This is a genomic window from Pseudomonas ceruminis (assembly GCF_021602025.1).
GTDB lineage: Bacteria > Pseudomonadota > Gammaproteobacteria > Pseudomonadales > Pseudomonadaceae > Aquipseudomonas > Aquipseudomonas ceruminis.
Genome location: NZ_BQHW01000011.1, coordinates 76,935 through 101,614, shown reverse-complemented (window position 1 = coordinate 101,614; position 24,680 = coordinate 76,935). Strand labels below are relative to the sequence as shown.

21 protein-coding genes are annotated in these 24,680 nt (G+C 66.1%); 13 read left to right on the top strand and 8 right to left on the bottom strand.

The window, feature by feature from the left end:
* The 12 genes from L6D80_RS14795 (at window position 1) to L6D80_RS14740 (ending at window position 16,305) form a co-directional block, all read left to right on the top strand.
* Window positions 1–1,245: an acyl-CoA dehydrogenase family protein gene (locus tag L6D80_RS14795; protein WP_176512694.1), complete on the top strand. Its 1,245-nt coding sequence runs from the start codon at window positions 1–3 to the stop codon at window positions 1,243–1,245.
* Between the two features lie 14 nt (window positions 1,246–1,259).
* Entirely contained in the window at window positions 1,260–2,654 is a 1,395-nt protein-coding gene (locus L6D80_RS14790; protein WP_176512693.1) for an LLM class flavin-dependent oxidoreductase, read from the top strand.
* 76 nt (window positions 2,655–2,730) lie between these two features.
* Complete coding sequence (locus L6D80_RS14785; RefSeq protein WP_054901776.1) at window positions 2,731–3,786, top strand: NADP(H)-dependent aldo-keto reductase; 1,056 nt, start codon at window positions 2,731–2,733, stop codon at window positions 3,784–3,786.
* 79 nt (window positions 3,787–3,865) lie between these two features.
* Window positions 3,866–4,720: an ABC transporter permease gene (locus tag L6D80_RS14780; protein ID WP_176512692.1), complete on the top strand. Its 855-nt coding sequence runs from the start codon at window positions 3,866–3,868 to the stop codon at window positions 4,718–4,720.
* Entirely contained in the window at window positions 4,717–6,363 is a 1,647-nt protein-coding gene (locus L6D80_RS14775) for a dipeptide ABC transporter ATP-binding protein (RefSeq protein WP_054901778.1), read from the top strand. Before L6D80_RS14780 ends, L6D80_RS14775 begins: the two co-directional genes overlap by 4 nt.
* Before the next feature lie 121 nt (window positions 6,364–6,484).
* Entirely contained in the window at window positions 6,485–8,212 is a 1,728-nt protein-coding gene (locus L6D80_RS14770) for an ABC transporter ATP-binding protein (protein WP_176512736.1), read from the top strand.
* Between the two features lie 262 nt (window positions 8,213–8,474).
* Window positions 8,475–10,067, top strand: a complete 1,593-nt coding sequence (locus tag L6D80_RS14765; protein ID WP_232964043.1) for an ABC transporter substrate-binding protein — start codon at window positions 8,475–8,477, stop codon at window positions 10,065–10,067.
* A complete protein-coding gene (locus tag L6D80_RS14760) occupies window positions 10,064–11,050 on the top strand; it encodes an ABC transporter permease (protein WP_176512690.1) in 987 nt (328 codons plus the stop codon). The genes L6D80_RS14765 and L6D80_RS14760 overlap by 4 nt, the downstream gene beginning before the upstream one ends.
* The gene (locus L6D80_RS14755) at window positions 11,047–11,910 is read left to right on the top strand and encodes an ABC transporter permease (RefSeq protein WP_176512689.1); all 864 of its coding nucleotides are present in this window, start codon (window positions 11,047–11,049) and stop codon (window positions 11,908–11,910) included. Before L6D80_RS14760 ends, L6D80_RS14755 begins: the two co-directional genes overlap by 4 nt.
* Window positions 11,907–13,619: a dipeptide ABC transporter ATP-binding protein gene (locus tag L6D80_RS14750; RefSeq protein ID WP_176512688.1), complete on the top strand. Its 1,713-nt coding sequence runs from the start codon at window positions 11,907–11,909 to the stop codon at window positions 13,617–13,619. Before L6D80_RS14755 ends, L6D80_RS14750 begins: the two co-directional genes overlap by 4 nt.
* A 95-nt stretch (window positions 13,620–13,714) precedes the next feature.
* Entirely contained in the window at window positions 13,715–14,926 is a 1,212-nt protein-coding gene (locus L6D80_RS14745; protein ID WP_176512687.1) for an acyl-CoA dehydrogenase family protein, read from the top strand.
* Complete coding sequence (locus L6D80_RS14740) at window positions 14,923–16,305, top strand: MFS transporter (RefSeq protein WP_176512686.1); 1,383 nt, start codon at window positions 14,923–14,925, stop codon at window positions 16,303–16,305. Before L6D80_RS14745 ends, L6D80_RS14740 begins: the two co-directional genes overlap by 4 nt.
* Before the next feature lie 85 nt (window positions 16,306–16,390).
* Here the strand turns inward: L6D80_RS14740 and sfnR are convergent, their stop codons facing one another.
* The 8 genes from sfnR to L6D80_RS14700 all read right to left on the bottom strand — a co-directional run bounded on the left by sfnR (window position 16,391) and on the right by L6D80_RS14700 (window position 22,991).
* On the bottom strand, window positions 16,391–17,491 hold the full coding sequence (sfnR, locus tag L6D80_RS14735; RefSeq protein ID WP_054901785.1) for a sigma54-dependent transcriptional activator SfnR: 1,101 nt from the start codon (window positions 17,489–17,491) through the stop codon (window positions 16,391–16,393).
* A gap of 9 nt (window positions 17,492–17,500) precedes the next feature.
* Complete coding sequence (locus L6D80_RS14730; protein WP_176512685.1) at window positions 17,501–18,688, bottom strand: acyl-CoA dehydrogenase family protein; 1,188 nt, start codon at window positions 18,686–18,688, stop codon at window positions 17,501–17,503.
* Between the two features lie 9 nt (window positions 18,689–18,697).
* Window positions 18,698–19,258, bottom strand: coding sequence for an FMN reductase (gene msuE / locus L6D80_RS14725; RefSeq protein ID WP_176512684.1), 561 nt, complete (start codon window positions 19,256–19,258; stop codon window positions 18,698–18,700).
* Between the two features lie 346 nt (window positions 19,259–19,604).
* Entirely contained in the window at window positions 19,605–20,123 is a 519-nt protein-coding gene (locus tag L6D80_RS14720; protein ID WP_054901788.1) for a cytochrome c family protein, read from the bottom strand.
* Window positions 20,124–20,127: 4 nt separating this feature from the next.
* Window positions 20,128–20,649, bottom strand: coding sequence for a methylamine dehydrogenase light chain (locus tag L6D80_RS14715; RefSeq protein ID WP_176512683.1), 522 nt, complete (start codon window positions 20,647–20,649; stop codon window positions 20,128–20,130).
* A 14-nt stretch (window positions 20,650–20,663) separates the two neighbouring features.
* Complete coding sequence (mauD, locus tag L6D80_RS14710; RefSeq protein ID WP_176512682.1) at window positions 20,664–21,287, bottom strand: methylamine dehydrogenase accessory protein MauD; 624 nt, start codon at window positions 21,285–21,287, stop codon at window positions 20,664–20,666.
* Between the two features lie 3 nt (window positions 21,288–21,290).
* Window positions 21,291–21,827, bottom strand: coding sequence for a MauE/DoxX family redox-associated membrane protein (locus L6D80_RS14705; protein ID WP_176512681.1), 537 nt, complete (start codon window positions 21,825–21,827; stop codon window positions 21,291–21,293).
* Window positions 21,828–21,842: 15 nt separating this feature from the next.
* Window positions 21,843–22,991 (bottom strand): amine dehydrogenase large subunit, encoded by a 1,149-nt coding sequence (locus L6D80_RS14700; RefSeq protein ID WP_054901791.1) that lies wholly within the window; start codon window positions 22,989–22,991, stop codon window positions 21,843–21,845.
* A gap of 191 nt (window positions 22,992–23,182) precedes the next feature.
* On the opposite strand from L6D80_RS14700, the gene L6D80_RS14695 reads away from it, so the two are divergent.
* A complete protein-coding gene (locus tag L6D80_RS14695) occupies window positions 23,183–24,670 on the top strand; it encodes an aldehyde dehydrogenase family protein (protein ID WP_176512680.1) in 1,488 nt (495 codons plus the stop codon).
* Window positions 24,671–24,680 lie beyond the last annotated feature (10 nt).

Genomic DNA, 24,680 nt, shown 5'->3' with positions numbered 1-24,680 from the left:
ATGAGTCAAACCCCTGTGTCCGACGCCGAACTGGATGCCCGCTTCGCGCCGATCTACCGCCGCATCGCCGAAGGCGCGGTGGCCCGTGAACAGCAACGCACGTTGGCCTTTGAGCCGGTCGCCTGGTTGCGCGAGGCTGGTTTGGGCGCCTTGCGCGTGCCGCAAAGCCACGGCGGCCTTGGTGCCAGCCTGGCGCAACTGTTGCGCCAACTGGTGCGTCTTGGGCAAGCCGATTCCAACCTGCCGCAGATTTTCCGCGCCCACTTCGGCTTCGTCGAAGGGCGGCTTGCTTCCAACGATGCCGCGTCCCAGGACTACTGGTTCGCCCGTGTGGTGGCCGGTGAGCTGTGGGGCGCGGCGATGGCCGAGCGCAGCGACAGCACCGGCAACACCGTGCAGCTGAGCGACACGCAGGACGGCTACCGCCTGGACGGCGAGAAGTACTACTGCACCGGCACGTTGTACGCCGATTGGGTGGCAGCGGTGGCCAACCATGGCGATGACTTCGTCAGCCTGGCGGTGCCCACCGGTGCGCCGGGGGTAGAGCGGCTCGACGACTGGGATGGTTTCGGCCAGCGCCTGACCGGCAGCGGCACCACCCGTTTTGCCCAGGTGAGCGTGCAGCCCGACCACGTGCTGCGCCGCTTCGCCAAGGGCGAGCTGCGTGCCGAGTCTTACCTCACGGCGTTCTACCAGGCCGTGCACCTGGCCACCCTGGCCGGCATTGCCCGCGCCGTACTGGCCGATGCCGTGGCCTTCGTTCAGGGTCGCACCCGTGCCTTTGGTGTGCCGGGGCAGTCGCAGCCGGCCGAAGACCCGCTGGTGCAAGCAGTGATCGGCCGCCTGGCCAGCCTGGCCTTCGCCGCCGAGGCGCAGGTCACGGCGGTGGGCCAGAGCCTGCAGGCCGTATTCGAAGCCGGGCAGGCCGGGGACGTGCCCGAACAGCTCTACACCGACGCTGAAATCCACACCTTCCAGGCCCAGCAGATCGTGCTGCCCCAGGTGCTTGAAGCCAGCACCCTGCTCTTCGAGGTGGGCGGTGCGTCGGCCACCAGCACGGCCCGGCGGCTCGACCGCCATTGGCGCAATGCCCGCACCTTGGCCTCGCACAACCCGGCGATCTACCGCGAGCAGGCACTGGGCAACTACTACCTCAACGGCATCAGCCCGGCTCAGGCCTGGCGTGCCCGCCAGGCTGCCGCCAGCGCAGGGCAGGGCGGCGGCGACGAAGCCAGTGCGGTCTGAACAGGAGAATCACCATGAGTAACAAACCCGCGCAGATGAGCCTGGGCATGAACATCCTCGGCTTCGGCTCGCACGCCGGTGCTTGGCGCCAGGGCGAGGCGGCCATCGATGCCTATATCGACGTCAACTACTACCGCGACATCGCCCGGCTGTCCGAGCGGGGCTGCCTGGATGCGATCTTCCTCGCCGATGGCCCAGCGTTGCCACCCGATGTATCCAGCCAGCCCGGTGGGCGTCTGGAGCCCACCGTGCTGCTGACGGCGGTGGCTGCGGCCACGGAGCGCATCGGGGTGATCGCCACCTGCTCCAGCACCTACAACGAGCCGTTCAACCTGGCCCGGCGCATCGCGTCGCTGGACCACATCAGTGGCGGCCGCGCTGCCTGGAACGTGGTCACCAACGCCGGCGATGCGGCGGCGCAGAACTTCGGCCTGCCAGGCGCGCCCTTGCATGTGGACCGCTACGGTCGCGCCGAGGAATTCGTCGATGTGACCCTCAAACTGTGGGACAGCTGGGAGGACGACGCGATCATCGGTGACCGCGCTGCTGGCCGCTTTGCCGACCCGGGCAAAGTCCACACTATCGACTTCCAGGGCAAGCACTTTCAGGTCAAGGGGCCGCTGAACCTGCCGCGCTCGCCCCAGGGCCGACCGGTGCTGGTGCAGGCCGGTTCTTCCGAAGGCGGCAAGGCACTGGGGTCGCGCTATGCCGATGCGATCTTCACCACCCAGACCACGCTGGCAGACGGGCAGGCGTTCTACCAGGAAATGAAGGCACGGGCCAAGGCCTGGGGGCGCAACCCTGCGCACCTGAAGATCATGCCCGGCCTGTCGACGGTGATCGGCAGCACCGAAGCCGAGGCGCATGCCCGCTTCGATGAGCTCAACGCCTGGCACGGCGAGCACGGCCTGCTGCAGCAAGTGGCCGGGCGCATCGGCATCGATGCCCGGGAGCTGGACCCGGATGCACCGTTGCCGTGGGCAAAGATTGGAGCGGTGGCGGATTTCGAACGGGGTTCCCACGGTTTCCTGGAAGCCCAACTGAACCTGGCGCGCAGTGAAAACCTGACCATCCGCCAACTCTCACGGCGGATCCTGGTGGGCCACCGGTTGGCGGTGGGCACCCCCGAGCAGGTCGCCGACACCCTCGCCGAATGGTTCCTGGCAGGGGCAGGGGATGGCTTCAACATCATGCCCGACATGTTCCCGTCAGGGGCGCGGGTCTTCGTCGAGGAGGTGGTGCCGTTGCTGCAGAAGCGCGGGTTGTTCCGCACCGAGTACAGCGGGACCACGTTGCGCGAGCACCTCGGGTTGCCCAAGGCGGTGAACCAGTTTGCCAAAAAGGGGCCGCAGCACCCCGCAACCGCCACCGCTTCTGTGCTGGCCCAAGGCACGGCGCGCGCTCTGTAGGCGCCGGTTTGCCGGCGATGGGCTGCGAAACCGCCGCACGGTCCCGAATACACTCAATTACCCAAGGATTTACACCATGCTCTACCGCCACCTAGGCCACACCGACCTCAAGGTCAGCCTGCTCAGCCTCGGCACCATGACCTGGGGCCACCAGAACACCGAGCACGACGCCCACCAGCAACTGGACGCTGCCATCGCCGCCGGCGTGAACCTGATCGACACCGCCGAGATGTACCCCACCCCCACCCGCGCCGAAACCTGGACCACCACCGAGCGTTACATCGGTACCTGGCTGGCTGCCCGCGGCCAGCGCGACAAGCTCGTGCTGGCCAGCAAGATCGCCGGCCCCGCCCGCGAACCTGGGGGCCAGGCGCACATCCGCGATGGCCTGTCGCACCACGACCGCAAGAACATCGTCGCGGCCCTTGAAGGCAGCCTGCGCCGCCTGCAGACCGACTACCTGGACCTCTACCAGTTGCACTGGCCCGACCGCACCAGCAACTTCTTCGGTATCCGCGAATACCCCTACGTGGACGACCACCCCGACACCGCGGCCATCGAAGAAACCCTTGCCGTGCTCGATGAGCAGGTCAAGGCGGGCAAGGTGCGCCACATTGGCGTTTCCAACGAAACACCGTGGGGCGTGGCGCGCTTCCTGCGCCACAGCGAGGAGCAGGGGCTCTCGCGTATCGCCAGCATCCAGAACCCCTACAGCCTGCTCAACCGCCTGTACGAAAATGGCCTGTCGGAGTTCAGCCACCGCGAGGGCATCAGCCTGCTGGCCTATTCGCCGTTGGCGTTCGGTGCACTGACCGGCAAGTACCTGGACGGCGCGCTGCCGGAGGGTTCCCGGTTGTCATCGGTGTACCGCACCTTCAACCGCTACGGCAGCGCCGAGGCCAACAGCGCCATCGCCCGTTACGTGCAGCTTGCCCGCGAGCACGGGCTGACCCCGGCGCAACTGGCCCTGGCCTTCGTTATCCGCCAACCGTTCGTGGCCAGCGCGATTACCGGGCAGACCACCTTGGCGCAATTGCAGGAAAACCTCAGCGCACTTGAAGTACAGCTCACGGATGACGTGCTGGCCGAGATCCAGGCCGTGCACCGGCGTATTCCCAACCCGTCGCCGTGAGTTGAATGGCAAGGGCTTCGCCCGTGTTCGCGGGGGTACCCGCGAAGAGGCCAGCACCGCTGACACAACAAGGACTGACATGACTGCGATCGCACTAACTCCCTGGACGTCATCAAACCGCTACCGCTGGCTGTCCCGCCCCGGGCTCTGGCTAGCATGGGCCACGCTTGGTTTGTTGCTGCTGGCGGTGCTCGTCCCTGGCTGGCTGTCCCCAGCCGACCCCCTGGCTGCGGACGCGCGCCTGGCCTACCAACCTCCCAGCAGTACCTTCTGGCTGGGCACCGACGAAAACGGCCGTGACGTGCTCAGCCGCTTGATCCACGGTGCCCGGCCGTCACTGTTCATCGGTTTGGCTGCCACCCTGGTCGGCCTGGGCCTGGGCACACTGCTCGGCTTGCTGGCTGGCCTGGCTCCGGCCTGGCTGGACAACCTGCTGATGCGCGCCGTGGACGTGTTGCTGGCATTCCCCGACCTGCTGTTGGCACTGGTGATCATCACCCTGTTCGGCCAGGGCGCCAGCAACCTCATCATCGCCGTGGGTATCGCTTCGGTGCCGCGCTACGCTCGCCTGGTACGGGCTCAAACCCTGACCATCCGCCAAGCTGGGTTTGTCGAGGCAGCGGTGACGTTAGGCCGCAAACCGCTGGCGGTGGTGCTCGGGCATGTGCTGCCCAATGCCGTGCAGCCAGTGCTGATCCTCGCCTGCATCGGCCTGGGCGGGGCCATCACGTCAGCGGCAGCCTTGAGCTTTCTCGGCTTCGGCGCGCCTCCCCCTGCGCCCGAATGGGGCGCGATGATGGCCGTGGCCCGCAACTTCATGGCCAACGCCCCCTGGCTGATGGCCTGGCCGGCACTGGCAATCACCTTGACCGTCATTTCCATAACCGTCATCGGCCGTGACTGGCTGAGGCGCAGCGAGGGTAGAAGCGTATGAGCCTTTTCCAGACACAGCCACCGCTGGTGGACATCCGTGACCTGCAGGTGAGTTTCAATGGCGTGCCGGTGGTGCGTGGGGTCAACCTGCAACTGCACGCCGGGCAGTGCCTGGCGTTGGTGGGCGAGTCCGGCTCAGGCAAGAGCGTGACCGCGCGCACCTTGGTGGGCCTGACCGGCCCCGGTGCGGCAATACGGGCGCAACGGCTGGCCTTTGCCGGGCAGGACCTGCTCGCGTTCGATGAAGCAGCCTGGCAGCGCCTGCGTGGTGGGCGCATCGGTTTTGTCATGCAGGACGCCCTGGGCTCGCTTGACCCGCTGCGCCGGGTGGGGGCCGAGATCGAGGAACCGTTGCTGCTGCACACTGGGCTGGGCGCCGAGCAGCGCCGCCTGCAGGTGTTGGAGCTGTTGCGCCAGGTCGGTGTGCCGGAGCCCCAGGTGCGTGCCCGGCAGTACCCGTGGCAGCTCTCCGGTGGCTTGCGCCAGCGTGCGCTGATTGCCTCGGCCATCGCTTGCCAGCCGCGCCTGCTGATCGCCGACGAACCGACCACTGCGCTGGATGCCACCGTGCAGGCGCAGATCCTCGACCTGCTGGAGCACTTGCGCGGGCGCGACAACAGCCTGCTGATGGTCAGCCACGACCTGGCGGTGGTCGCGCGCCTGGCGGACTGGGTTGCGGTAATGCGCCACGGTGAGGTGGTGGAGCAGGGCAGTGCCGAACAAATCCTGCAAGACCCGCAGGACCCCTACACCCAACGCCTGCTCAGCGCAGCGCGGGCGGTGCATTTCCAGCGCCGGTCGGCACCTGCCCTGGCCCTGGTGGAGGATGCCGTGGACGAGCAGCCGGTACTGCTGCAAGCACGTGGTTTGAGCAAATCGTTCGTGGGCCCGGATGGCCGGCCCCGTCAGGTGCTAGACGGCGTCTCCCTGCAATTGCGCGCAGGGCAGACCTTGGGTGTGGTGGGCGAGTCCGGTTCCGGCAAGAGCACCCTGGGCCGCATTCTGCTGGGCCTGGAGCGGCCGGAGCAGGGCAGCGTGGCATTCGCCGGGCAGGACTGGCTGGCGCTTTCTGCCGCGCAGCAACGCCAAGTGCGCCAGGGTATCCAGGTGGTGTTTCAGGACCCGCTGGCCTCGTTCGACCCGCGCTACACCGTGCTGCGGGTGCTCGCCGAGGCACTGGCCCAGGCCGGCGTGCCCCGTGGACTGCGGCGCGCCGAGGCGGCCACGTTGCTGGAACGGGTACAACTGCCCTTGAGTGTGCTTGACCGGCGCCCACTGGAGCTGTCCGGCGGGCAGCGCCAGCGCATCGCCATTGCCCGCGCGCTGGCGATGAAGCCGCGCGTACTGGTGCTGGATGAGCCGGTGTCAGCGCTGGATGTGTCGGTGCAGGCGCGCATCCTGGCGTTGCTGGCCGAGCTCAAGGCCGAACTCAACCTCGCCTGCCTGTTCATTTCCCATGACCTGGGCGTGGTCGAGCAGGTCAGCGACCAGGTGCTGGTGATGCAGGGGGGCCGGGTGGTGGAGCAGGGTGCGGCGGCCCAAGTGCTCGGGCAACCGCGCCATCCCTATACCCGTGCCTTGCTCGATGCCGTGCCCAGCTTGCCGGCGGCGCAGCCACGCTGGGTCAGCCGGATTGCTGTTTAAGCCATCGCCGGCTTGCTGATGATGAGGCCAGTAGCAGCACTTTGATACCGAGGAAAATACTGTGACACCGACCCACCGCCTCCCCGATGGCTGGGACATTCGCCACTTGCCCGACACCCCCATGGCATTCGTGCGCGCCTTCATTCTGCGCCACCCACTGGCCTACGCCGGCATGCTTGCGCTGCAGACCGTGGCCGTACTTTGCGCGGTCCTGGTGCCTTGGCAACTGGGCCAGATCACCCGCCTGGTCAGCCAGGGCCTGGACACTCCCCGCGCCGTCAACCTGCTCGGTTGGCCGCTGGCTGGCTTCGCGGCCTTGCTGGTGGTGGAAATGGTCAGCATGCGCGCGGCCAGCGGCTTGCACATCCATACCGTGCCACGCCAGCGACGGGCGGTGACCCAGGCGTTGTTCGCCTACCTGCAGCGCCACTCGCACCGCTACATCACCAGCGAGTTCGCCGGTGCGTTGGCGCACCGTATCAGCGAGGTTTCGTTGGGTACCACACAGACCCTGGCGATTCTGATCTTCGACCTGATCCCGCTACTGGCCACCCTGGCCCTGGCGGTGGTCCTGCTGGCCACGGCCAATGGCTGGCTGGCGGCGTTCATGGGCCTGTGGGCGCTGGGCTTTCTTACGTTGTGCTGGTTTCTGGCCAGGCGAAGCCACCCCCTGGCCCGCGATTTTGCCGCGGCGCGCAGCGTCAGCACCGGCAAGGTGGTGGATGCGGTGACCAACCTCACCAATATTCGCCTGTTCGCCCGCCACCCATACGAGCACAGCTACCTGGGCCGCTTTCTGGACCGCGAGGTCGCTGCCGCTGACCGCTCGCTAGGCTACATGGAAAAGATCCGCTGGCTGCAGAACGCCTGCGGCGTGCTGCTCAAGCTCGGCATTTTGCTGCTGGCGCTGTGGCTGTGGCAGCGCGGCAGCATCGACATTGCCACTTTCGTCACGGCCACCAGCCTGTCGCTGATGATCATCACCGACGTGGCCGGCCTGTCGCGGCGGCTGCTGGAGTTCTTCGAGGCAATGGGCAACATCGCCAACGGCGTACGCACCTTGGTGCGCCCCCATGATGTACGCGATGCCAATGAGGCACCGGCATTGCAGGTCGAGCGTGGCGAGGTCCACTTCGCCGACGTGAGCTTTGGCTACCACCCTGGGCGGCCGATTTTCCAGGGGTTGAACCTGCATATTCCGGCAGGGCAGCGCGTTGGCCTGGTGGGGGCATCGGGCTCGGGCAAGTCGACATTATTGGGGCTGCTGCTGCGCTTGTACGACGTGAACGCAGGCCAGGTTTTGATCGATGGCCAGGACGTGCGCACGGTTACTCAACACTCGCTGCACCAGCAGGTCGGCCTGATACCCCAGGAGCCAGGCCTGTTCCACCGCAGTATCCGCGAGAACATCCACTATGGTTGCCTGGAGGCAGGTGACGAAGCGTTGCAGGCGGCCATCGACCGCGCCGGTGCACGGGATTTTATCGAGGCCATGGAGCAGGGCGTCGAGTCGTTGGTAGGGGAGCGCGGGGTGAAGCTTTCCGGTGGCCAGCGGCAACGCATCGCCATTGCCCGGGTGCTGCTGAAGAACGCGCCGATTCTGGTGATGGACGAAGCCACCTCAAGCCTGGACTCGATCACCGAGCGCTACATTCAGGACAAACTCGACGAGATCATGGAAGACAAGACGGTGATCGTGGTGGCCCATCGGTTGTCGACGGTGGCGCACCTGGACCGGATCGTGGTGTTCGATAACGGGCGCATCGTCGAGGATGGCAGCCATGCGCAGTTGCTGGCACGGCGGGGCTATTACCACCGATTGTGGAGCCGTCAGGGGGAGGCGGCCTGACGTATACCAGGCTGCGGTCCCTAGGTGTTCGGCCTGGAGAGCGGGGATACGGTCCATGCCGTTATCTGCAGAACCAACTGTCCGCAGCCCAACACCCCTCACACACTTTGCCCTCCCACCAGCACCAGCCACCTGGCAAACCCCAGCAAAATCAACCTGTTGAACCCGGCACAACTCCTGCAACAGGGCTGTTAACGCCCAGTCAACCGCAGGAGCGACCTTGAACCGACCCATCCTCCCCCTGATCCCGCTCTGCGCTGCGCTGGCCTTGATCGGCTGCGAGCGTGCCGAGCAGCACACGGTGCAGAGCAACCAGCCCATCAAAGGTGGCACCTTGGTTTATGCCACCGATCGCGAGCCCACCTGCCTCGACCCCCACGTAGCCGGTGACATGCCCCAAGTGTTCGTGGCCCAACAGTACCTCGACTCGCTGGTGTCGATGGACAGCGACGGCCAGATCGGCCCGTGGCTGGCGACGCGTTGGGAGGTGTCTGAGGACGGCCTGCGCTACACCTTCCACCTGCGCCGCGACGTGCACTTCACCGATGGCACGCCGTTCAACGCCGAGGCGGTCAAGGCCAACCTCGACCACATGGTCGACCCAAAGACCCAATCCAGTACTGCCGGTGGTTACATCCGCCAGTACCGCGGCACCCAGGTGCTCGACGACTACACGGCGCAGGTCACGCTGGCCACGCCTTATGCCGCGTTCCTTGAAGTGCTGGCCCAGGGCTTTCTGGGTATCCAGTCGCCCACTGCGCTCAAGCGCAGTCGTGACCAGAACTGTGAAGCGCCGGTGGGCAGCGGCCCATTCAAGGTGGCGCGCTGGGACCGGCAGAACCAGGTAGAACTGGTGCGCAATCCCGATTACAACTGGGCGCCGCCGACTGCGCAGCACCAAGGCCCGGCGTACCTGGACCGCATCGTCTGGAAGTTCATCCAGGAGCCTTCGGTGCGCTTTGCCTCCTTGCAGGCCGGCGAGGTGGACGTGATCGAGACGCTGCCGCCGGAGTCCCATGAGGCGGCGCGGCGCAATCCGGATGTCGACCTGATCATCGCCCAACGCCCCGGCAACCCCACCAACGGCACCTTCAACCTGCGCCGCGCACCGTTCGACGATATCCGCGTACGCGAGGCGTTCGTGCGCAGCGCCGATGTCGAGGGCGCGCTCAAGAGCGTGTACTTCGGCGAGTTCCCCCGCTCCGGCGGGCCGCTGAGCGTGGCCACGCCGTTCTACAGTGGCGACTTCGAGCACAGCCAGGACTACGACCCGGCGCGTGCGGCCAAGCTGCTGGACGAGGCCGGTTGGACCGGACGCGACAGCGACGGCTATCGCACCAAAGATGGCCAGCGGCTGCGCGCGGTTGTGCTGATCGGTGCTCGCACGCCGCCGTCGGAACTGACCCTGTGGGAGCAGGTGCAAGCCACCACCCGCCAGGTCGGCCTGGAGCTGGTGCTCGACCAGATGAGCGACGCCCAGGTCACTACCCGCCAGGCCGCCTGGGACTATGACATCCGCACCGGCTACTGGAACACCAATACCCCCGACGTGCTGCGCATCATCTTCACCACCGCCTTCGTGCAGCCTGCCGGGGTGGGCGGCTATCACCAGAACTCCTCCGGCTATGCCGACCCGGGCTATGACGCGCTGCTCGACAGCGCCCTGGCCACCCAGGACCCCGAGCTGCGCCGCCAGCGCTATTACCTGGCGCAGCAGCAGGCGGCAGCGCAGTACCTGCAGCTCACCACCTACCCGCAAAGCACACGCCTGGGCATCTACAAGACGGCCCATGGCGTACGCCTGGAGCCTTCGCTGGCAGTGACCTACCTCTATGACGCATGGGTGAACAAATGACGCTGACAACCCTCGCCGTGAGCGATCCGCGCCGTGAGCGCCTGGCCGCCCTGGGGCGGCGCGCCGCCATCCGCCTGGCCGGGGGCGTGCTGGTGCTGTGGGCAGTGGCCACGCTGACCTTCTTCGCCCTGCGCCTGATGCCGGGCGACCCGGTGCTGGCGATTCTCGGTGGCACCACGGGCAATCCGTCCCCTGAGGCGATCGAAGCGGCCCGCCAGGAGTTCGGTCTCGACAAGCCCTTGCCTGTGCAGTACGTGCTCTACCTCGGGCGCCTGCTGCAGGGCGACCTGGGCATGTCGTATTCGCAGCACCTGCCGGTGACGAGGGTCTTGGCAGAGCAGGGCGGCGCCACCCTCGAGCTGACCGTGGCGGCGCTGGTGCTGGCCTGGCTGCTGGTGCTGTTGCTGACCGTCATCACGGCCGGCCGTGGGCGGTTGATCGGCGGTGCGGCCTCGCTGCTGGAAACCCTGAGCGCGGCCTTGCCCCACTTCTGGCTGGGCGTGGTGCTGCTGGCCGTGTTCGCCTTTGGCCTGCGCTGGTTCCCGCCGGCCGGCAGCGACAGCCTGGCCAGCCTGGTGCTGCCAGCGTTTTCCCTGGCCATTCCGCTGGCAGGCTTCATTGCCCAGGTAACCCGTGAATCGTTGGAGCTGACGCTGGACCAGCCTTTCGTCCTAACCGCCCGTACCCGCGGGTTGAGCGACCTGGCCGTGCGCTTTCGGCACGCCCTGCGCCATGCCTTGCTGCCTGGCGTGGCGCTGTCGGGCTGGGCCATCGGTGCGCTGATCAGTGGCGCTGTGGTGTGCGAAGTGATCTTTTCGCGCAAGGGTATCGGCCGTCAGCTGTACCAGGCCGTGCAGTTGCAGGACTTGCCGCTGGTGATCGGTATCAGCCTGGTAGTAGCGGCCGGTTATGTACTGGCCAATATTCTGGTCGACCTGTTGTACCAGTGGATCGACCCTCGGCAACAGGAGGCTGCAGCATGAATGACCTGACCTTGGACAGGGCCGTGGCGCCCCGGCGAACCCAAAGGCGCCTGGCCCTGCCACCGGTGGGGGCGAGCCTGGCGCTGCTGTTCCTGGCAGCACTGCTGTTGGCGGCGCTGGCCCCCGGGCTGTTCACCGGCATCGACCCCTTGGCGATCGTCCCGCGCGAAGCCTTCCAGCCGCCCAGCTGGGCGCATTGGCTGGGCACCGACCAGTCGGGCCGCGACATCTTTGCGCGGATCATTCACGGCACCCGCCAGAGCCTGCTGATTGGTGTGGCAGCCACGGCGATCTCGATGGCCATCGCCATCCCCCTGGGGTTGCTCGGCGGCCTGGGTGGAGCCCGGCTGGATCGGACAGTGGGCTGGTTGTTGGAAGTGTTGTTCGCCTTCCCCAGCCTGGTGCTGGCGCTGCTGTTCGTCGCAGTGTTCGGCAGCGGCGTCGGCACGCTGATTGTTGCCACGGGTCTGGGCGGCGCGCCTGGTTATGCGCGCATGGTCCGCGGCCAGGTGCTGGCAGTGCGCAACGCCGGCTACATCGAGGCGGCGCGGGCGCTGGGTCATCCGACGTCGCGCATTGTCCTGCGCCAGTTGCTGCCCAATGCCATGCGCCCGTTGGTGGTGACGCTGACCATGGGCGTCGGCCAGGCCATCGTCTGGGCCTCGGCGCTGAGCTTCCTGGGCCTGGGCGCACGGCCGCCGGCCCCGGAGTGGGGGACCATGCTGTCGATGGGCCGCGACTTCATTGCAAACGCCTGGTGGCTGACCTTCTTCCCCGGTCTGTTCATCGTGTTGACCACACTGGCCACCACGGTGACCGGCCGCTATATCCAACAACGCCTGGAGGGCCGCCTGCCATGAGTGAAAAAACCTTGATCGTCGAGGGGTTGAACGTCGCGTTCGACGGCAGCAGTGTGGTCCGCGACCTGTCGTTCACCTTGCAGCCGGGGCGTTGCGTGGCGCTGGTGGGGGAGTCGGGTTCGGGCAAGAGCGTCAGCGCCCGCAGCCTGGTCGGCCTGGCCGGAGCACGGGCGCAGGTGAGCGCACGCCAATTGAGCTTTGCCGGCCACGACCTGCTCGGTCTGAGCGAGCGCCAGTGGCGTGGGGTGCGGGGCAAGGACATCGGCTTCGTGCTGCAGGACGCGCTGGTATCGCTCGACCCGCTGCGGCCAGTGGGCAAGGAAATTCTTGAAGTGCTGCAGACCCATCGATACGGCGACCGGCAATCGCGTATTGAGCGGGTACATCAGTTGCTGGACCGGGTCGGCGTGCCGGACGCCCCTCTGCGTGCCCGACAGCGCCCGGGGCAGCTGTCCGGCGGCTTGCGCCAGCGTGCATTGATTGCCAGCGCCCTGGCGCTTGACCCTGCGCTGGTGATCGCCGATGAGCCGACCACGGCACTGGACGCGACGGTGCAGGCGCAGATTCTCGACGTGTTCCGGCAGATCAAGGCGCGCGGCGCTTCTTTGCTGATCATCAGCCATGACCTGGCGGTGGTCGCGCAGCTGGCTGACGACGTGCTGGTGCTGCGTCACGGCGAGGTGGTTGAGCAGGGGCCGATGGAGCAAGTGCTGCGCCAGCCGCGCCACCCGTACACCCAGGCGCTGCTGGCCGCTGTGCCGGCCGAGCACCCGCGTGGTAGCCGCCTCTCGCCGGAGCGTGCAGGCGTGCAGCGCGAGCCGAAGCCTCGGCTGAACAGCGAAGTGCTGCTGCAAGGGCGCGGCCTGGGCAAGCGCTACCTAGGCCCGGACGGCTTGCTGCGGCAGGTCGTGCAAGGCGTCGATTTCACCTTGCGCGCCGGGCGTACGCTGGGCATCGTCGGCGAGTCGGGCTCGGGCAAGACCACCGTAGCGCGCATCGCCCTCGGTCTGCTGCAGCCCGATGAAGGCGAAGTGCTGTACCGCGGCCAGCCCTGGAACCGCCCCGACAACGCCGTGACCGAAGCCCGACGCCGGCCGCTGCGCCGTGAGATCAGTGTGATCTACCAAGACCCGCTGGGTTCGTTCGACCCCCGCTGGACAGTGGCGCAGATTCTCGACGATGCCTTGCAGGTGGCCGGTGTAGAGACGGCGGCTCGCCCGGCGCGTATCGCCGTGCTGCTCAATCAGGTGCGCCTGCCGGCCGAACTTGCCCAGCGCCGACCCTTGCAACTGTCCGGGGGCCAACGCCAGCGGGTAGCAATCGCCCGGGCGATCGCCAGCGAACCCAGGCTGATCATCTGTGACGAGCCAGTGTCGGCCCTGGACGTATCGGTGCAGGCCCAGGTGCTTGACCTGCTGGCTGACCTGCAGGACGAGCTGGGCCTGGCTTACCTGTTCATTTCCCATGACCTGGGTGTAATCCGCCATGTCAGCGATGACGTGCTGGTGATGCGCCATGGGCAGGTGGTGGAGCAGGCGCCGGTCGAGCAGTTGTTCGACAACCCAACCCACGAATACACCCGACGGTTGCTGGGCGCAGTGCCCCGGCTGCCCGGCAGCGGCAGTGAACTGGTGGTGCCGCCGCTGGACCTGGAGCACGAAGCCTTCGACCTGTTCGACGAATCACGCCTGTGGAAGATCGCGGTGTGATCTGAAGCTCAAGGCGTGCGCATTTTCCGGGGCCTCAGCAGGGCTCCCACAGCCCGTGTGCCGACTTTACGAATGCTGTCATTAAGGACTGAACCATGACCACTTTCCAACGCTTTACCGCCCAAGCGCCGGCCGCCAATGTCGCCGCCCTGAAGGCGCGCATCCTGGCGCTGCTGCCAAACGTCGCCGCCGGTGCTGCCCAGCGCGAACGTGACCGGCAGTTGCCCTACGAGGCCATCGCTCAACTGGCCGCCGCCGGGCTGTATACCCTGCGCATTCCTGCCCAGTACGGCGGCCCCGGCGGCACGGTCAGTGATGTGATCGAGCTGCTGCTGCATGTCGCCGCCGCCGACTCCAACGTCGCCCAGGCCCTGCGCCCTGGTTTTGCCTTTGTCGAAGGCCTGTTGGTGTCACGCGCCGAAGGCGCCGAGCAGGAGCGCGAGCGGTGGTTCGCCCGCTACCTGGACGGCGCGGTGATCGGCAATGCCGGCTGGGAACTGGGCGGTGCCAACGGGGCCATTGCGGCGCGCCTGGTGCGCGAAGGCGAACACTTTCGCGCCAACGGCAGCAAGTTCTACAGCACCGGGGCGCTGTTTGCCGACTACGTCAGCGCGGTCGCCCTGGACGAAGACGAGCAGCCAGTGTCGTTCATTCTGCCGCGTGATCGCGAGGGCCTGGAGCTGGTCGACGACTTCGACGCCATGGGCCAGCGCCTGACCGCCAGCGGCACCACGCACCTGCGCGATGTGAAGGTCGAAGCCAGTGACATTCGCACCCGCACCGTGGAGGAGGGCAAACGCACCCTGGTTACGCCGTTCCTGCAGCTGTTTCTCGGGACGGTGCTGGCTGGTATCGCCCGCAATGCGCTGAACGACGCCAGCCAGTTTGCCCGCGAACACGCCCGCCCGATCAAGCACAGCAGCGCCAGCCGTTCGGTGGATGACCCCTATGTGGAGCTGTCGGTCGGCGATATCGCAGCCCGAGCCTACGGCGCCGAGGCGCTGGTGCTCAAGGCGGCTGCGACCATCGACAAGGCTTGGGCCGCGCAGCTGGACGAAGCGGCGGTGGAGCAGGCAGCCCTGGAAGTTGCTCAGGCCCAGTACCTGGTAGCAGAGCTTGCGCTCAAGGCCGCCGAGACAGTGTTCGATGTCGGTGGTGCCTCCACCACGGGTCGTCAGCATAACCTTGACCGGCACTGGCGCAACGCCCGCACGGTGGCCAACCACAACCCGCGTCAGTGGAAGGCGGCGGTGGTGGGTGCCTGGCAGCTCAAAGGCACCCGGCCGCCTGTCTCGGGGCTGTTTTGACCGCCCAGCCGGCCCCGCTCGCCGACCTGGCACAAAGCCCGAAGGTGCCGGTGATCATCGGGGCCGCGCTGTTCATGGAGCTGCTCGACAGCACGGCAGTGATGACCGCCTTGCCACAGATGGCCGCCGACTTTGGTGAGCCGGGCCTGCGCATGAACCTGGTGGTGTCGCTATACATGCTGGCCCTGGCGCTGTGCGTGCCGGTCAGCGGCTGGGCGGCCGAGCGCTTTCGACCGCGTCAGGTGATGCTGCTGGCAATGGGGCTGTTCACCTGCGCCTCGCTGGCCTGCGCCCTGGCCGAGTCGCTCTGGCAACTGTGCCTGGGGCGCATGCTGCAAGGTGCAGCCGGTGCGTTGATGACGCCGGTGGGGCAGGTGATCATCCTGCGTTGGTCGAGCCGGGAACAGTTGCTCCAGGCCATGTCGTGGCTGGCGTTGCCGGCACTGGTGGGGCCGCTGATCGGACCGTTGCTGGGCGGGCTGCTGGTGACGGTGCTGTCGTGGCACTGGATCTTTTTGATCAACTTGCCAATCTGCCTGGTGGGTTGCTGGTTGATCCTGCGCCATGTACCGGACTATCCGGCACGCCCAGTACCGCCGCTGGATGTGCGTGGCTTGCTGCTCAGTGGCGGGGCGTTGGCCATGCTGGTGTTCGGGCTTGAGTCGCTGGGGCTGGGGCAGTTGCCGTGGACGTGGGCGCTGGGCCTGATCATCGGCGGTGTGGCTTGCGCGCTGGGTTACCTGGCCCATGCGCGGCGCCATCCCAACCCGTTGGTCGACCTGTCGTTGTTGCGCCTGCGCAGCTTCGGCGTGATCCAGGCCGGTGGTGGTCTGTTTCGTCTGGGCTCGGCGGCGCAGCCGTTCCTGATCGTGTTGCTGCTGCAGAACAGCCTGGGCATGAGCCCGCTGGCGGCTGGGTGGCTGGTGGTCAGTGGTGGCCTTGGCGCGCTGTTGATGAAATTGCTGGCCGTGCCGCTGGTGCGGCGATTTGGCTATCGGCGCGTGCTCAGTTGCAATGCCGTGCTCAGCGGCGCTGGCATTGCCTTGTGTGCCAGCTTTGACCGGGACACGGCCGTGTGGCTGATGGCCGTGGTGTTGTTCGCCGCGGGCCTGGTGCGCTCGTTGCAATTTTCCACGATGGGCGCTGCCAGTTACCAGGATGTGCCCGGTGAGCGCTCTGCGGCGGCCAGTTCGCTGTCGTCGATGTCGGTGCAGTTGACCATGGCCATGTCGGTAAGCCTGGCGGGTGTGTTGCTGGGGTTATTGGCCGGGCTCGAAGGCCGCAACGAAACCTCGGTCGCGGACATTGCCACGGTGATATTGCTATGCGCAGCGATGTGCGGGATGTCGGGGTGGGTGTTCCGGCGTTTAGCGGGCTGACCGTCTTGCGCAACTTCCAGACGTTGACGCAATGCCTGGGGGAGCAGCGTGCCGGCGATAAGGCCGGCACAGCTCCAGCAAAACCTCAGATCGACAACCGCACCATCCGGCTGTCCACCACCTGAGGCTCCGGCCCCCGCCGCTTGTTCACCACCAGCTCACCAATCGCGATCAGCCGCGTGCGTGTCACATTGCGCGACAAGCCCAGCAACTGAGCGGTGTGTACTTGGTTGTAATGGCAGAAGTGGTACGCCGAGCGCAGCAACGCATTCTCGACCTTCTCGTACAGATCGCCAGGTTGTTCTTCGTACAGCCGGCTGAATGCCTGCTGCAGCAAATCTTCCACGGCATTGCTGGTCGGCTCCTCCTCCTGGCGCTCCAGGCGCAAGTTGGACAGGCGCAGGTCCTGGGCCTGGACCAGCCCGTCGCCACAGGTGAGCAAGCTGTGATGAATCACGTTTTCCAGCTCGCGGATATTGCCCGGCCAACTGTACTCCACCAGCTTGGCCTGGGCCTTGGGGCTCAGCTCTACCGGGCCGTAGCCTAGCCGTTCGCTGTAGCTGCGGATGAAATGGCGGGCCAACGGCAGAATGTCGCCTGGCCGGTCGCGCAGCGGATGCAGCTGCAGGGTGACGACGTTCAGGCGGTAATACAGGTCTTCGCGAAAATGCCCGGCATTGATCGCTTTCTCCAGCTGCACGTTGGTGGCCGCCAGCACGCGCACATTGATCGGGATGCTCTTGCGCGAGCCCAGGCGCACCACTTCGCGCTCTTGCAGCACGCGCAGCAGTTTGACCTGGATCGGCAGCGGCAGGTCGCCGATTTCGTCGAGGAACAGCGTGCCGCCGTTGGCCTCCTCGAACCAACCGGCCTTGGCCGCCAAGGCGCCGGTGAAGGCGCCTTTTTCATGGCCGAACAGTTCGGCTTCTACCAGCGACTCGGAGAAAGCGCCGCAGTTGACCGCGACGAATGGGCCGTTGCGCCGGCCGCTGAGGTTGTGAATGTGGCGCGCGACCAGCTCCTTGCCCGTGCCGGTTTCGCCGATGATCAGGACGCTGGCCTCACTGGGGGCGACCTGTTGCAGGTGGGCGAGCAGCGCCTGCGATCTGGGGTCTTCGAAGACCTGTGCGGTCGCCCTGATCGAGGTAGCCAGTGTCGGTGACGGGGGAAGGGTCAGCAGTTGCATGGGCGATCCTTAGGAATAGAAGGATGGGGCAGGGCGCTTGCCGCTGAGGGCCCACTCGCCGAGCTCGTGGATGCGGTAATCCACCGGGTCGTGCAGGGTTTGCGTCCTCAGGTTGCGCCAGTGGCGATCGAAGCGCAGCGAGGCATGGGTGGCGCGAGCGCCAGTCACCTCGAACAGACGGTTGCAGATGTCCAGGCCGTGCCGGGTGGCTGCCACCTTGGCGGTGCCGATGGCCAAGGCCAGGTCGCCACGCGCCTCGGCAGTCAGCGCGTGCTCCTTGGCCCAGGCAGCGTCAAGCTGGTGGGCGGCGCGCTCGATCAGCACCCTCACGCTTTCCAGGCCCACCCAGAACTCACCGTAATGGCGCAGCACATAAGGGTCCTCGGCACTGGTGGCGGCACTGGAGCGGAACCATGGCCGGCTTTCCTTGAGGGTGTACTGGCGTGCTTCGTCAAAAGCGCCTTCGGCGATGCCCAGGAACAGGTTGGCAAAGTGCAATTGAGCGATCAGTGGGCGCAGGGCGGCAAACGGAGTGCTCAGCGGGCCTGGGTCGAGCAGCAGTTCGTTGTCCTCCACCCGCACCCGCTCGAACGTAGCGCTGCCGCTGTCGGTCTGACGCTGGCCAATGTTGTTCCAATCGTTGTGCAGGGTGATGCCGGTGCGGCCACTGGGTATCGCGGCGATCAGCAGCTTGCCGCCGGCACGCTCATCCACGGCCGAGGCAATCAGCATTTCCGAGTCGCTGGCGCCGGAGCAGAAGCTCTTCTTGCCGGAGAACTCGCACCAGCCATCGAAGTGCTTGACCACCGTGCGGGTGTCCAGCGGGTTGAGGGCGTTGCCCCAGAACCAGTGTTTGCGCGCGGTCTGTTCGAACCACGGCTGCCATTGATCGGGGCGCGAGAACAGGCGCACGGTGGCCAGCATCAGGTGGTGGAAGCCGAACACGTGGGCCAGCGAGCTGTCGACCCGGGCGAACTCACGCACCACCTCGAAGGTGTCACGCCAGCTGGCGCCCTGGCCGCCAAAGGCCTGCGGGATCGCCAGCGACAGCAGGCCGCTGTCGCGCAGGGCATCACGTTCGGCCTTGGGCGTGCCGCCGTGTTCATCACGCTCGACGGCGCTGTGGGCGAACTGCCCGGCCAGTTCGCGAGCGATGGCCAGGGCAGGGCGCTCAGTGGCAGTTACAGGTGCATTCATGGCCGCTCCTCAGGCGCTCTTGCGCAGCGCATGGTGGGCGCCGAACAGCGGTACAGCGCGCTCGGCAGCCAGACGGATGCGGGCATGCAGGGCATCGCTGGACACCCGGTAGTCGGCCAGCTCGGCTTGGCTTGCGTACACGCCGATCGGCAGGGTCAAGGCTTGCAGGAAGCTGAACAGCGGGCGCAGCTGGTGGTCCAGCACCAGTGCGTGGCGTTCGCTGCCGCCGGTGGCAGCGAGCAGTACGGGCGTGTCGACCAGTGCGTCCTGGCCGATCAGGTCGAACAGGTGCTTGAAGTGGCCGGGAAAGCTCCCACGGTAGACGGGTGTGGTCACTACCAGCAGATCGGCCGTTTCCACCAGACGTAATTGCTGTTCGACCGTTTCGGGCAGCTCGCTGCGCCATAGCGCGGCGCCCAATGGCCGGGCGATGTCGCCCAGTTCGATCAGGTGAGGTCTGATGTTCAGGTGTTGGCCAAGTTCGGCGAGGATCGCCTCGGTCAGGCTCAAGGTGCGCGACGGGCGGGAAGTGCCGCCGGACAAGGCTACGACGTTCAGGGGGGCGCTCATGGCAGGTCTCCGGTTGAGTAAGCGGGACTTTGCTTGAGCAATCGTCGTGCCGGGTTTCAAATCTCTTGTTAATCAAAAGGTTGCGTGCTTTTAACGTCGCTACCCTGTTGCCTTGTGGGCGTTTGGTGTTGATCAGGTGTTGCGCTGCAGACAGTTGGCCGGGTGTTGGCGGCTGTACAGTTGGAAGCGTTATAGAGGATTTATGACGATTAAAAAAAGAATAAGAATTCATATTCTTATGTCTTTGTTGTTAAGCGCCGCGCGCACGCCGGGAAAACGGCCAACGAGGACAAGGCGAAAAAAAGCCCGCTGACCGAGCGGGCTGAAGGCACAACGCTTGCGTGATTCAGTGGTTCAGGCCATCGCTGATCACAATGCCCTTGGCCTGCATCGCTTCGATCAATCCGGCCCGCACCGTGGGTAGGTTGAGCATGCTGCGCTGGCGCACCCGGTGCACTTCTTCTGCGCTGTACGGCTGCCAGTGTTCCGGCGAGCTGTTGCCCGCCATGCCGTCACGTGCCAGCAGCCAGTTGAGCAAGTCGGCAATCTGCTGGTCATTGAGCGCCGATTGCGAGATGCCCGGGACCCGCACCAGGAATTCGCGGCCACCCGCCACGCGCAGGAAGTTGCCGACAAAGCCCTGCATGCGCGGGGTGTCGTTGGCCGCCGAGCCCTGGCCGTGGTCGCGGTGGCAGCCGGCGCACTGCAACTGATAGTTCACCGGGGTCGAGTAGCCGGCCTGGGCAATCGGCACCGGCGGTACTTCATTGCCCTGCGCCGGCCGCTGGTTGGGGTTGGGCAAGGTCCTGGCCTGGCCGAGCGGGGCCAGCAGGCTCAAGAGCAGAAGCGCCGCTACACCTTTCACCGGGCTACACCGCCACGCCACGGATGATGGTGACGGTGCAATTGTAGATCTTCGACTCGGCCCCCAGGCACCAGTTGATGTCGTTGTTGTTGAACGGGCGATACAGCGGTTGCTCGTCATCATTGCGCGAGCAGGCGCATTGGCCGCAGGCGTGCTTACCGCAACAGTCGTTGTACGAAATGATGTAGTTCTTGCCATCGGCCGGGTTGCGGCAGGTGCCGATCCAGGTCACCAGCGAGGCATCGGTGCCAGGCGGGCAGGAGGTAATCGAGCCGCCGCAGCATGAGCAGAGGAACCCGTCGATCGAGCAGTTGCGCCAGTAGTCGCAACTGGTCGGGTCACCCGGGTCGCCCATTTTCGGCTGTTCGGCGGCCAGCGCCTTGGCGGTACGGTCGATGGGCAGCAACAGCGGCAACGCGGCACCGGCGACCATCAGTGAACCCAGGCGGGCCAGTACCTTGCGCCGTGACGTGGTGTCGGCGACATGGCGGCTGGAGCGTTCAAACAGTGTGTCGAGAAACTTCATGGTCGGCTCCGCGATCAGTGTTGCGCGCTGTGGGAGTGGGCAGGTTCATGCGTGTGTTCGCCATGCAGGTATTGCTGCAGGCTGGCGCTGCCCAGGTGGACGGTTTCGAACAGGCTGTCGAGGTGTTCGCGGGAGTTGACCAGGCCCTTGGCCCGCAGGGTGCCGGCCGGGTCGATGAGCACGGCATAGGGCAGCTTGCCGATCTGGTAGGTCATGCCGATCTCGGGGCCGACCACGTAGGTGGCGTGCTGCAGGTCGTTGGCCTCGATCAGCGCCTGTTGCTCGGCGAAGTCGCCATCGCTCACATAGATCACGTCCAGGGCGCCGCGGTTGTCCCGGGCGATCGACTTCACGGCGGGCAGCAGTGACTTGCACACCGGGCAGCCGGGGGCGAGGAAGAACAGCAGTTGCGAGCGTTCGCCCTGGTAACCGATGTTCACCGGGCGGCCGTGGCGGTCGGCGGCGGTGACCTGGGGGGCGGGGTCATTGACGGTGACGCCTTTGTCCACCATCAGGGCGCCGGCTGGGGCGATGCGGCCGTGCAGTACGCCAATCTGGCGCACCAGGGCCATGACCGTGAAGGCGACGGCGATCAGTAGCAGCCAGAGCAGGATGTTCGAGGCGACAAGCAGTTGCATGGGTTATCTCCCGGTCAATTTGGCAAGGCGCGGCTGGTTGGCCAGCAGGCCGTCCACCGCTACATGAATCAGCAGTGCCACGGCAGCCGCCGCGATCACCACGAAAATATCCAGGGCGCCCAGGGCGCGTTCGCCCATCGGCAGTGCGGCAAGGCCGGCGAGCAGGGCGATGATCAGGTTGCGCAGCAGCAGAACCGGGCGCAGCGGTTGCGCAGCGCCGGGGCCGGAGCAGCCGCAGTCGATGTCGCGGCGGCCGCGCCAGAGGTTCAGGCTGATGGCGCTGGCGTACAGCACCATCAGCAACACCACGCCCAGCGCCGCCAGGCTGCGCCACGCGGGTGTCAGCAAGGCCAGTGCCAGGGCCAGCTCGGCCAGTGCCAGGCTGACGGTGCTGGCGGGCGCCAAGGCGCTGGGCAGCACCTGGTAGGCGCGCACGATGGCGCTGAAGGCACGCAGGTCACGCAGCTTATGGCTGGCGGCGCTGGCCAGCAGTGCAGCCAGGGCAGTGCTGCTGGCGATTACCAGAACAGGGTCGAGCATGGTCGGTCCTCCCGTTTACCAAGGTGCCAGGGTGAGCACGGGTGTTGCGGCGATCTGGTCCATGGCCCCGGTGTGCTTGCCGCTGGCCAGGTCGAAGAACTGCACGCCGCCTTCCAGGTCGGTGGCGACCAGGATCGGTGCCTTGTCGTGGCTCGCCTGCAGACTCCACACCGGTTTTGGCGACTCCAGCGCGCCCAGCTTCTTGCCGGTCTTGAGGTCGAAGGCCCAGATGGTCGTGCTGGGGTCTTCCCATTTGCCGTCGGTGTGCTGCTCATGCATCAGGGCGTACAGGCGGTCCAGGCCGGGGGCCAGGGCCAATGCCTGCCAGCCACCTGGGGCCCACCCCTGTTTGCGTTCCTCTGCGTTGACCAGCGACCAGGTAGGCAACGGCTTGGCCTTGTCGCCCGCGAAGCTGACCGGGTACACCTCGCCGTGGGTGGTGGTGAAGTAGTAGGTGTCGCCATTGGCAATGGCGCGCTCGTTGAGGCGCACCTTGTTCGGGTCGAAGAACGGCGTTTGCGCGCGCGACACTTCCTTGCCCTGGTCGTCGAGGGTGACCACCAGCAGCTGGCCATCACCGCACAGCGAGGCGAAGCTGCGCTTGCCGACCGGGTAGTTGAGCACGCAGCCGCTGATGGGCACTTCGCTGGCCACCTTGCGGGCCTGGGTGTCGACCACGGTCACTGAGGTCGAGGGCGTAAGGTTGAAGACATAGGCCAGCTTGCTGTCGGCGCTGACCCCCATGGCGTACTTCTCGGTCAGGGTCGAGGCGCGCTTGGCCGGCAGCACTACCTCCCATTCCGGGCGCAGGGTCTGGGTATCCCAGGCCACCAGCACGTCGGTGCGCTCACCGTAGGTACCGCGCGAGTAGAACAGGTTGGCCGAGTACAGGGTACGGTTGTCCGGGCTCAGCGCCGTGGGCGCGACGAAGGCATTGGTGGTCATGCCAAGCATGCGCCTGGCCTTGGGATCGACCACCACCACCTTGCCGGCAATCGGGTTCTTGAAATCCACATCGAGGATGTAGACACGGTGTGGGTCCGGGGGGAACGGCAGGGTGTTGCTGCCGATTTCTTCGGCGGGCAGCTCGGCCCGCACGCTGGTGCTTGCGGCCAGGGCCAAGGCCAGGGCCGCCGAGATGCTGAGCCTGTCGACGCGACGCATTGGCTATCTCCGGTGTTGTTATGGGTTATGCACACATCGCAGTGTGCCGCGTGGGCCAGGGCGGTGATTTGGCCAGCGTGACATTCTCTTGAGGCTCCCTGACAAAACACCGGGCAGGGCTGGCAGGCGGCGGCCGGGCGTTTGAAGATCGGCCGGCACCTTCTTTTGCGCTGCCATCCAGGAGTCATGTCATGAGCGATATCCAGCTGTTACCTGCCGTGGTCGAGTTCCTCGCCAGGCCCCATGGCCATTTCATCGAGGGCCACTACCAGGTGGGGGAGACGGGGGCGTCGATCGACATTCATGACCCGTCCACGGGCGCGGTGATCAGCCGTGTCGCCGAGGCCTGCGAAGCCGAGGTCGAGCGTGCGGTACGCAGCGCCCGGCAAGCGTTCAAGGGCGCCTGGGCGGATGTTTCGCCCTACCAGAAAGATGTTGTACTCAATCGCCTGGCGGACCTGATCGAGGCCAATACCGAGGAGCTGGCACAGCTTGAAACCCTGTGCTCAGGCAAATCGATCAACCTCTCACGGGGCCTGGAAATTGCCCAGAGCGTGGTGTTTCTGCGCTATTTCGCGGGGTGGGCCAGCAAGATCACCGGGCAGACCATGACGCCCTCGATCCCCTCGTTCGCAGGCGAGTGCTATACCGCGTTCACCTTGCGTGAACCGGTGGGTGTGGTGGCGGGAATCGTGCCGTGGAATTTTTCGGTGATGATCGGTATCTGGAAGATAGCCTCGGCCCTGGTGACCGGCTGTACCATCGTGGTCAAACCCAGCGAGTTCACCCCGCTGACCCTGCTGCGCATTGCCGAACTGGCAACCGAAGCCGGGGTGCCGGCGGGAGCCTTCAATGTGGTCAATGGCCGGGGTGCCGTAGGGCAGCGTCTGATTGCGCATCCGCAGGTGGCCAAGGTGGCGTTCACCGGCTCGGTGCCGACCGGTATCGACGTGGGCAAGGCGGCGATGGCGGCCAACCTTACCCGCGCGACGCTGGAGCTGGGCGGCAAGAATGCAGCGGCGCTGCTGGCGGATGTCGATGTGGACAGTGCCGTGGCCGGCATCGTGCAAACGGCCTATGTGCATCAGGGCCAGGTGTGCGCGTCGCCAGAGCGGTTGTACGTACACCGCAGCAAGGTGGACGAGGTCAGCGCCAAGCTGGGGGCGGCGCTGAAGCAGTTGAAGATCGGCTCTGCGCTGGACCCGCAGGCCCAGTTCGGGCCCTTGGCCAATGCGGCGCACCTGCAGAAGATCCTGGGCTTCTTCGACCGTGCGCGGGCCAGCAACACGGTGGTGTGCGGCGCCAGGGCGGTCGAGCGGCCGGGTTACTTCGTCGAACCGACGGTGGTGCTGGCCAATGGTGCCAACGACCCGCTGCTGCACGAGGAAACGTTCGGGCCGATTGTTTGCGTGCTGCCATTCGATGACGAAGAGCAACTGCTGGCACTGATGAACGACAGCCCCTATGGCCTGACGGCCAGCGTGTGGACCAATGACCTGTCCAAGGCGCTACGGCTGATTCCACGGATCGAGGCGGGGACGGTGTGGGTCAACATGCACACCTTTCTTGATCCGGCGGTGCCGTTTGGCGGGGTCAAGGCGTCGGGGGTCGGGCGCGAGTTCGGCAGTGCCTTTATCGAAGATTACACCGAGTTGAAGTCGGTGATGATTCGTTACTGAGCCTTTCGTC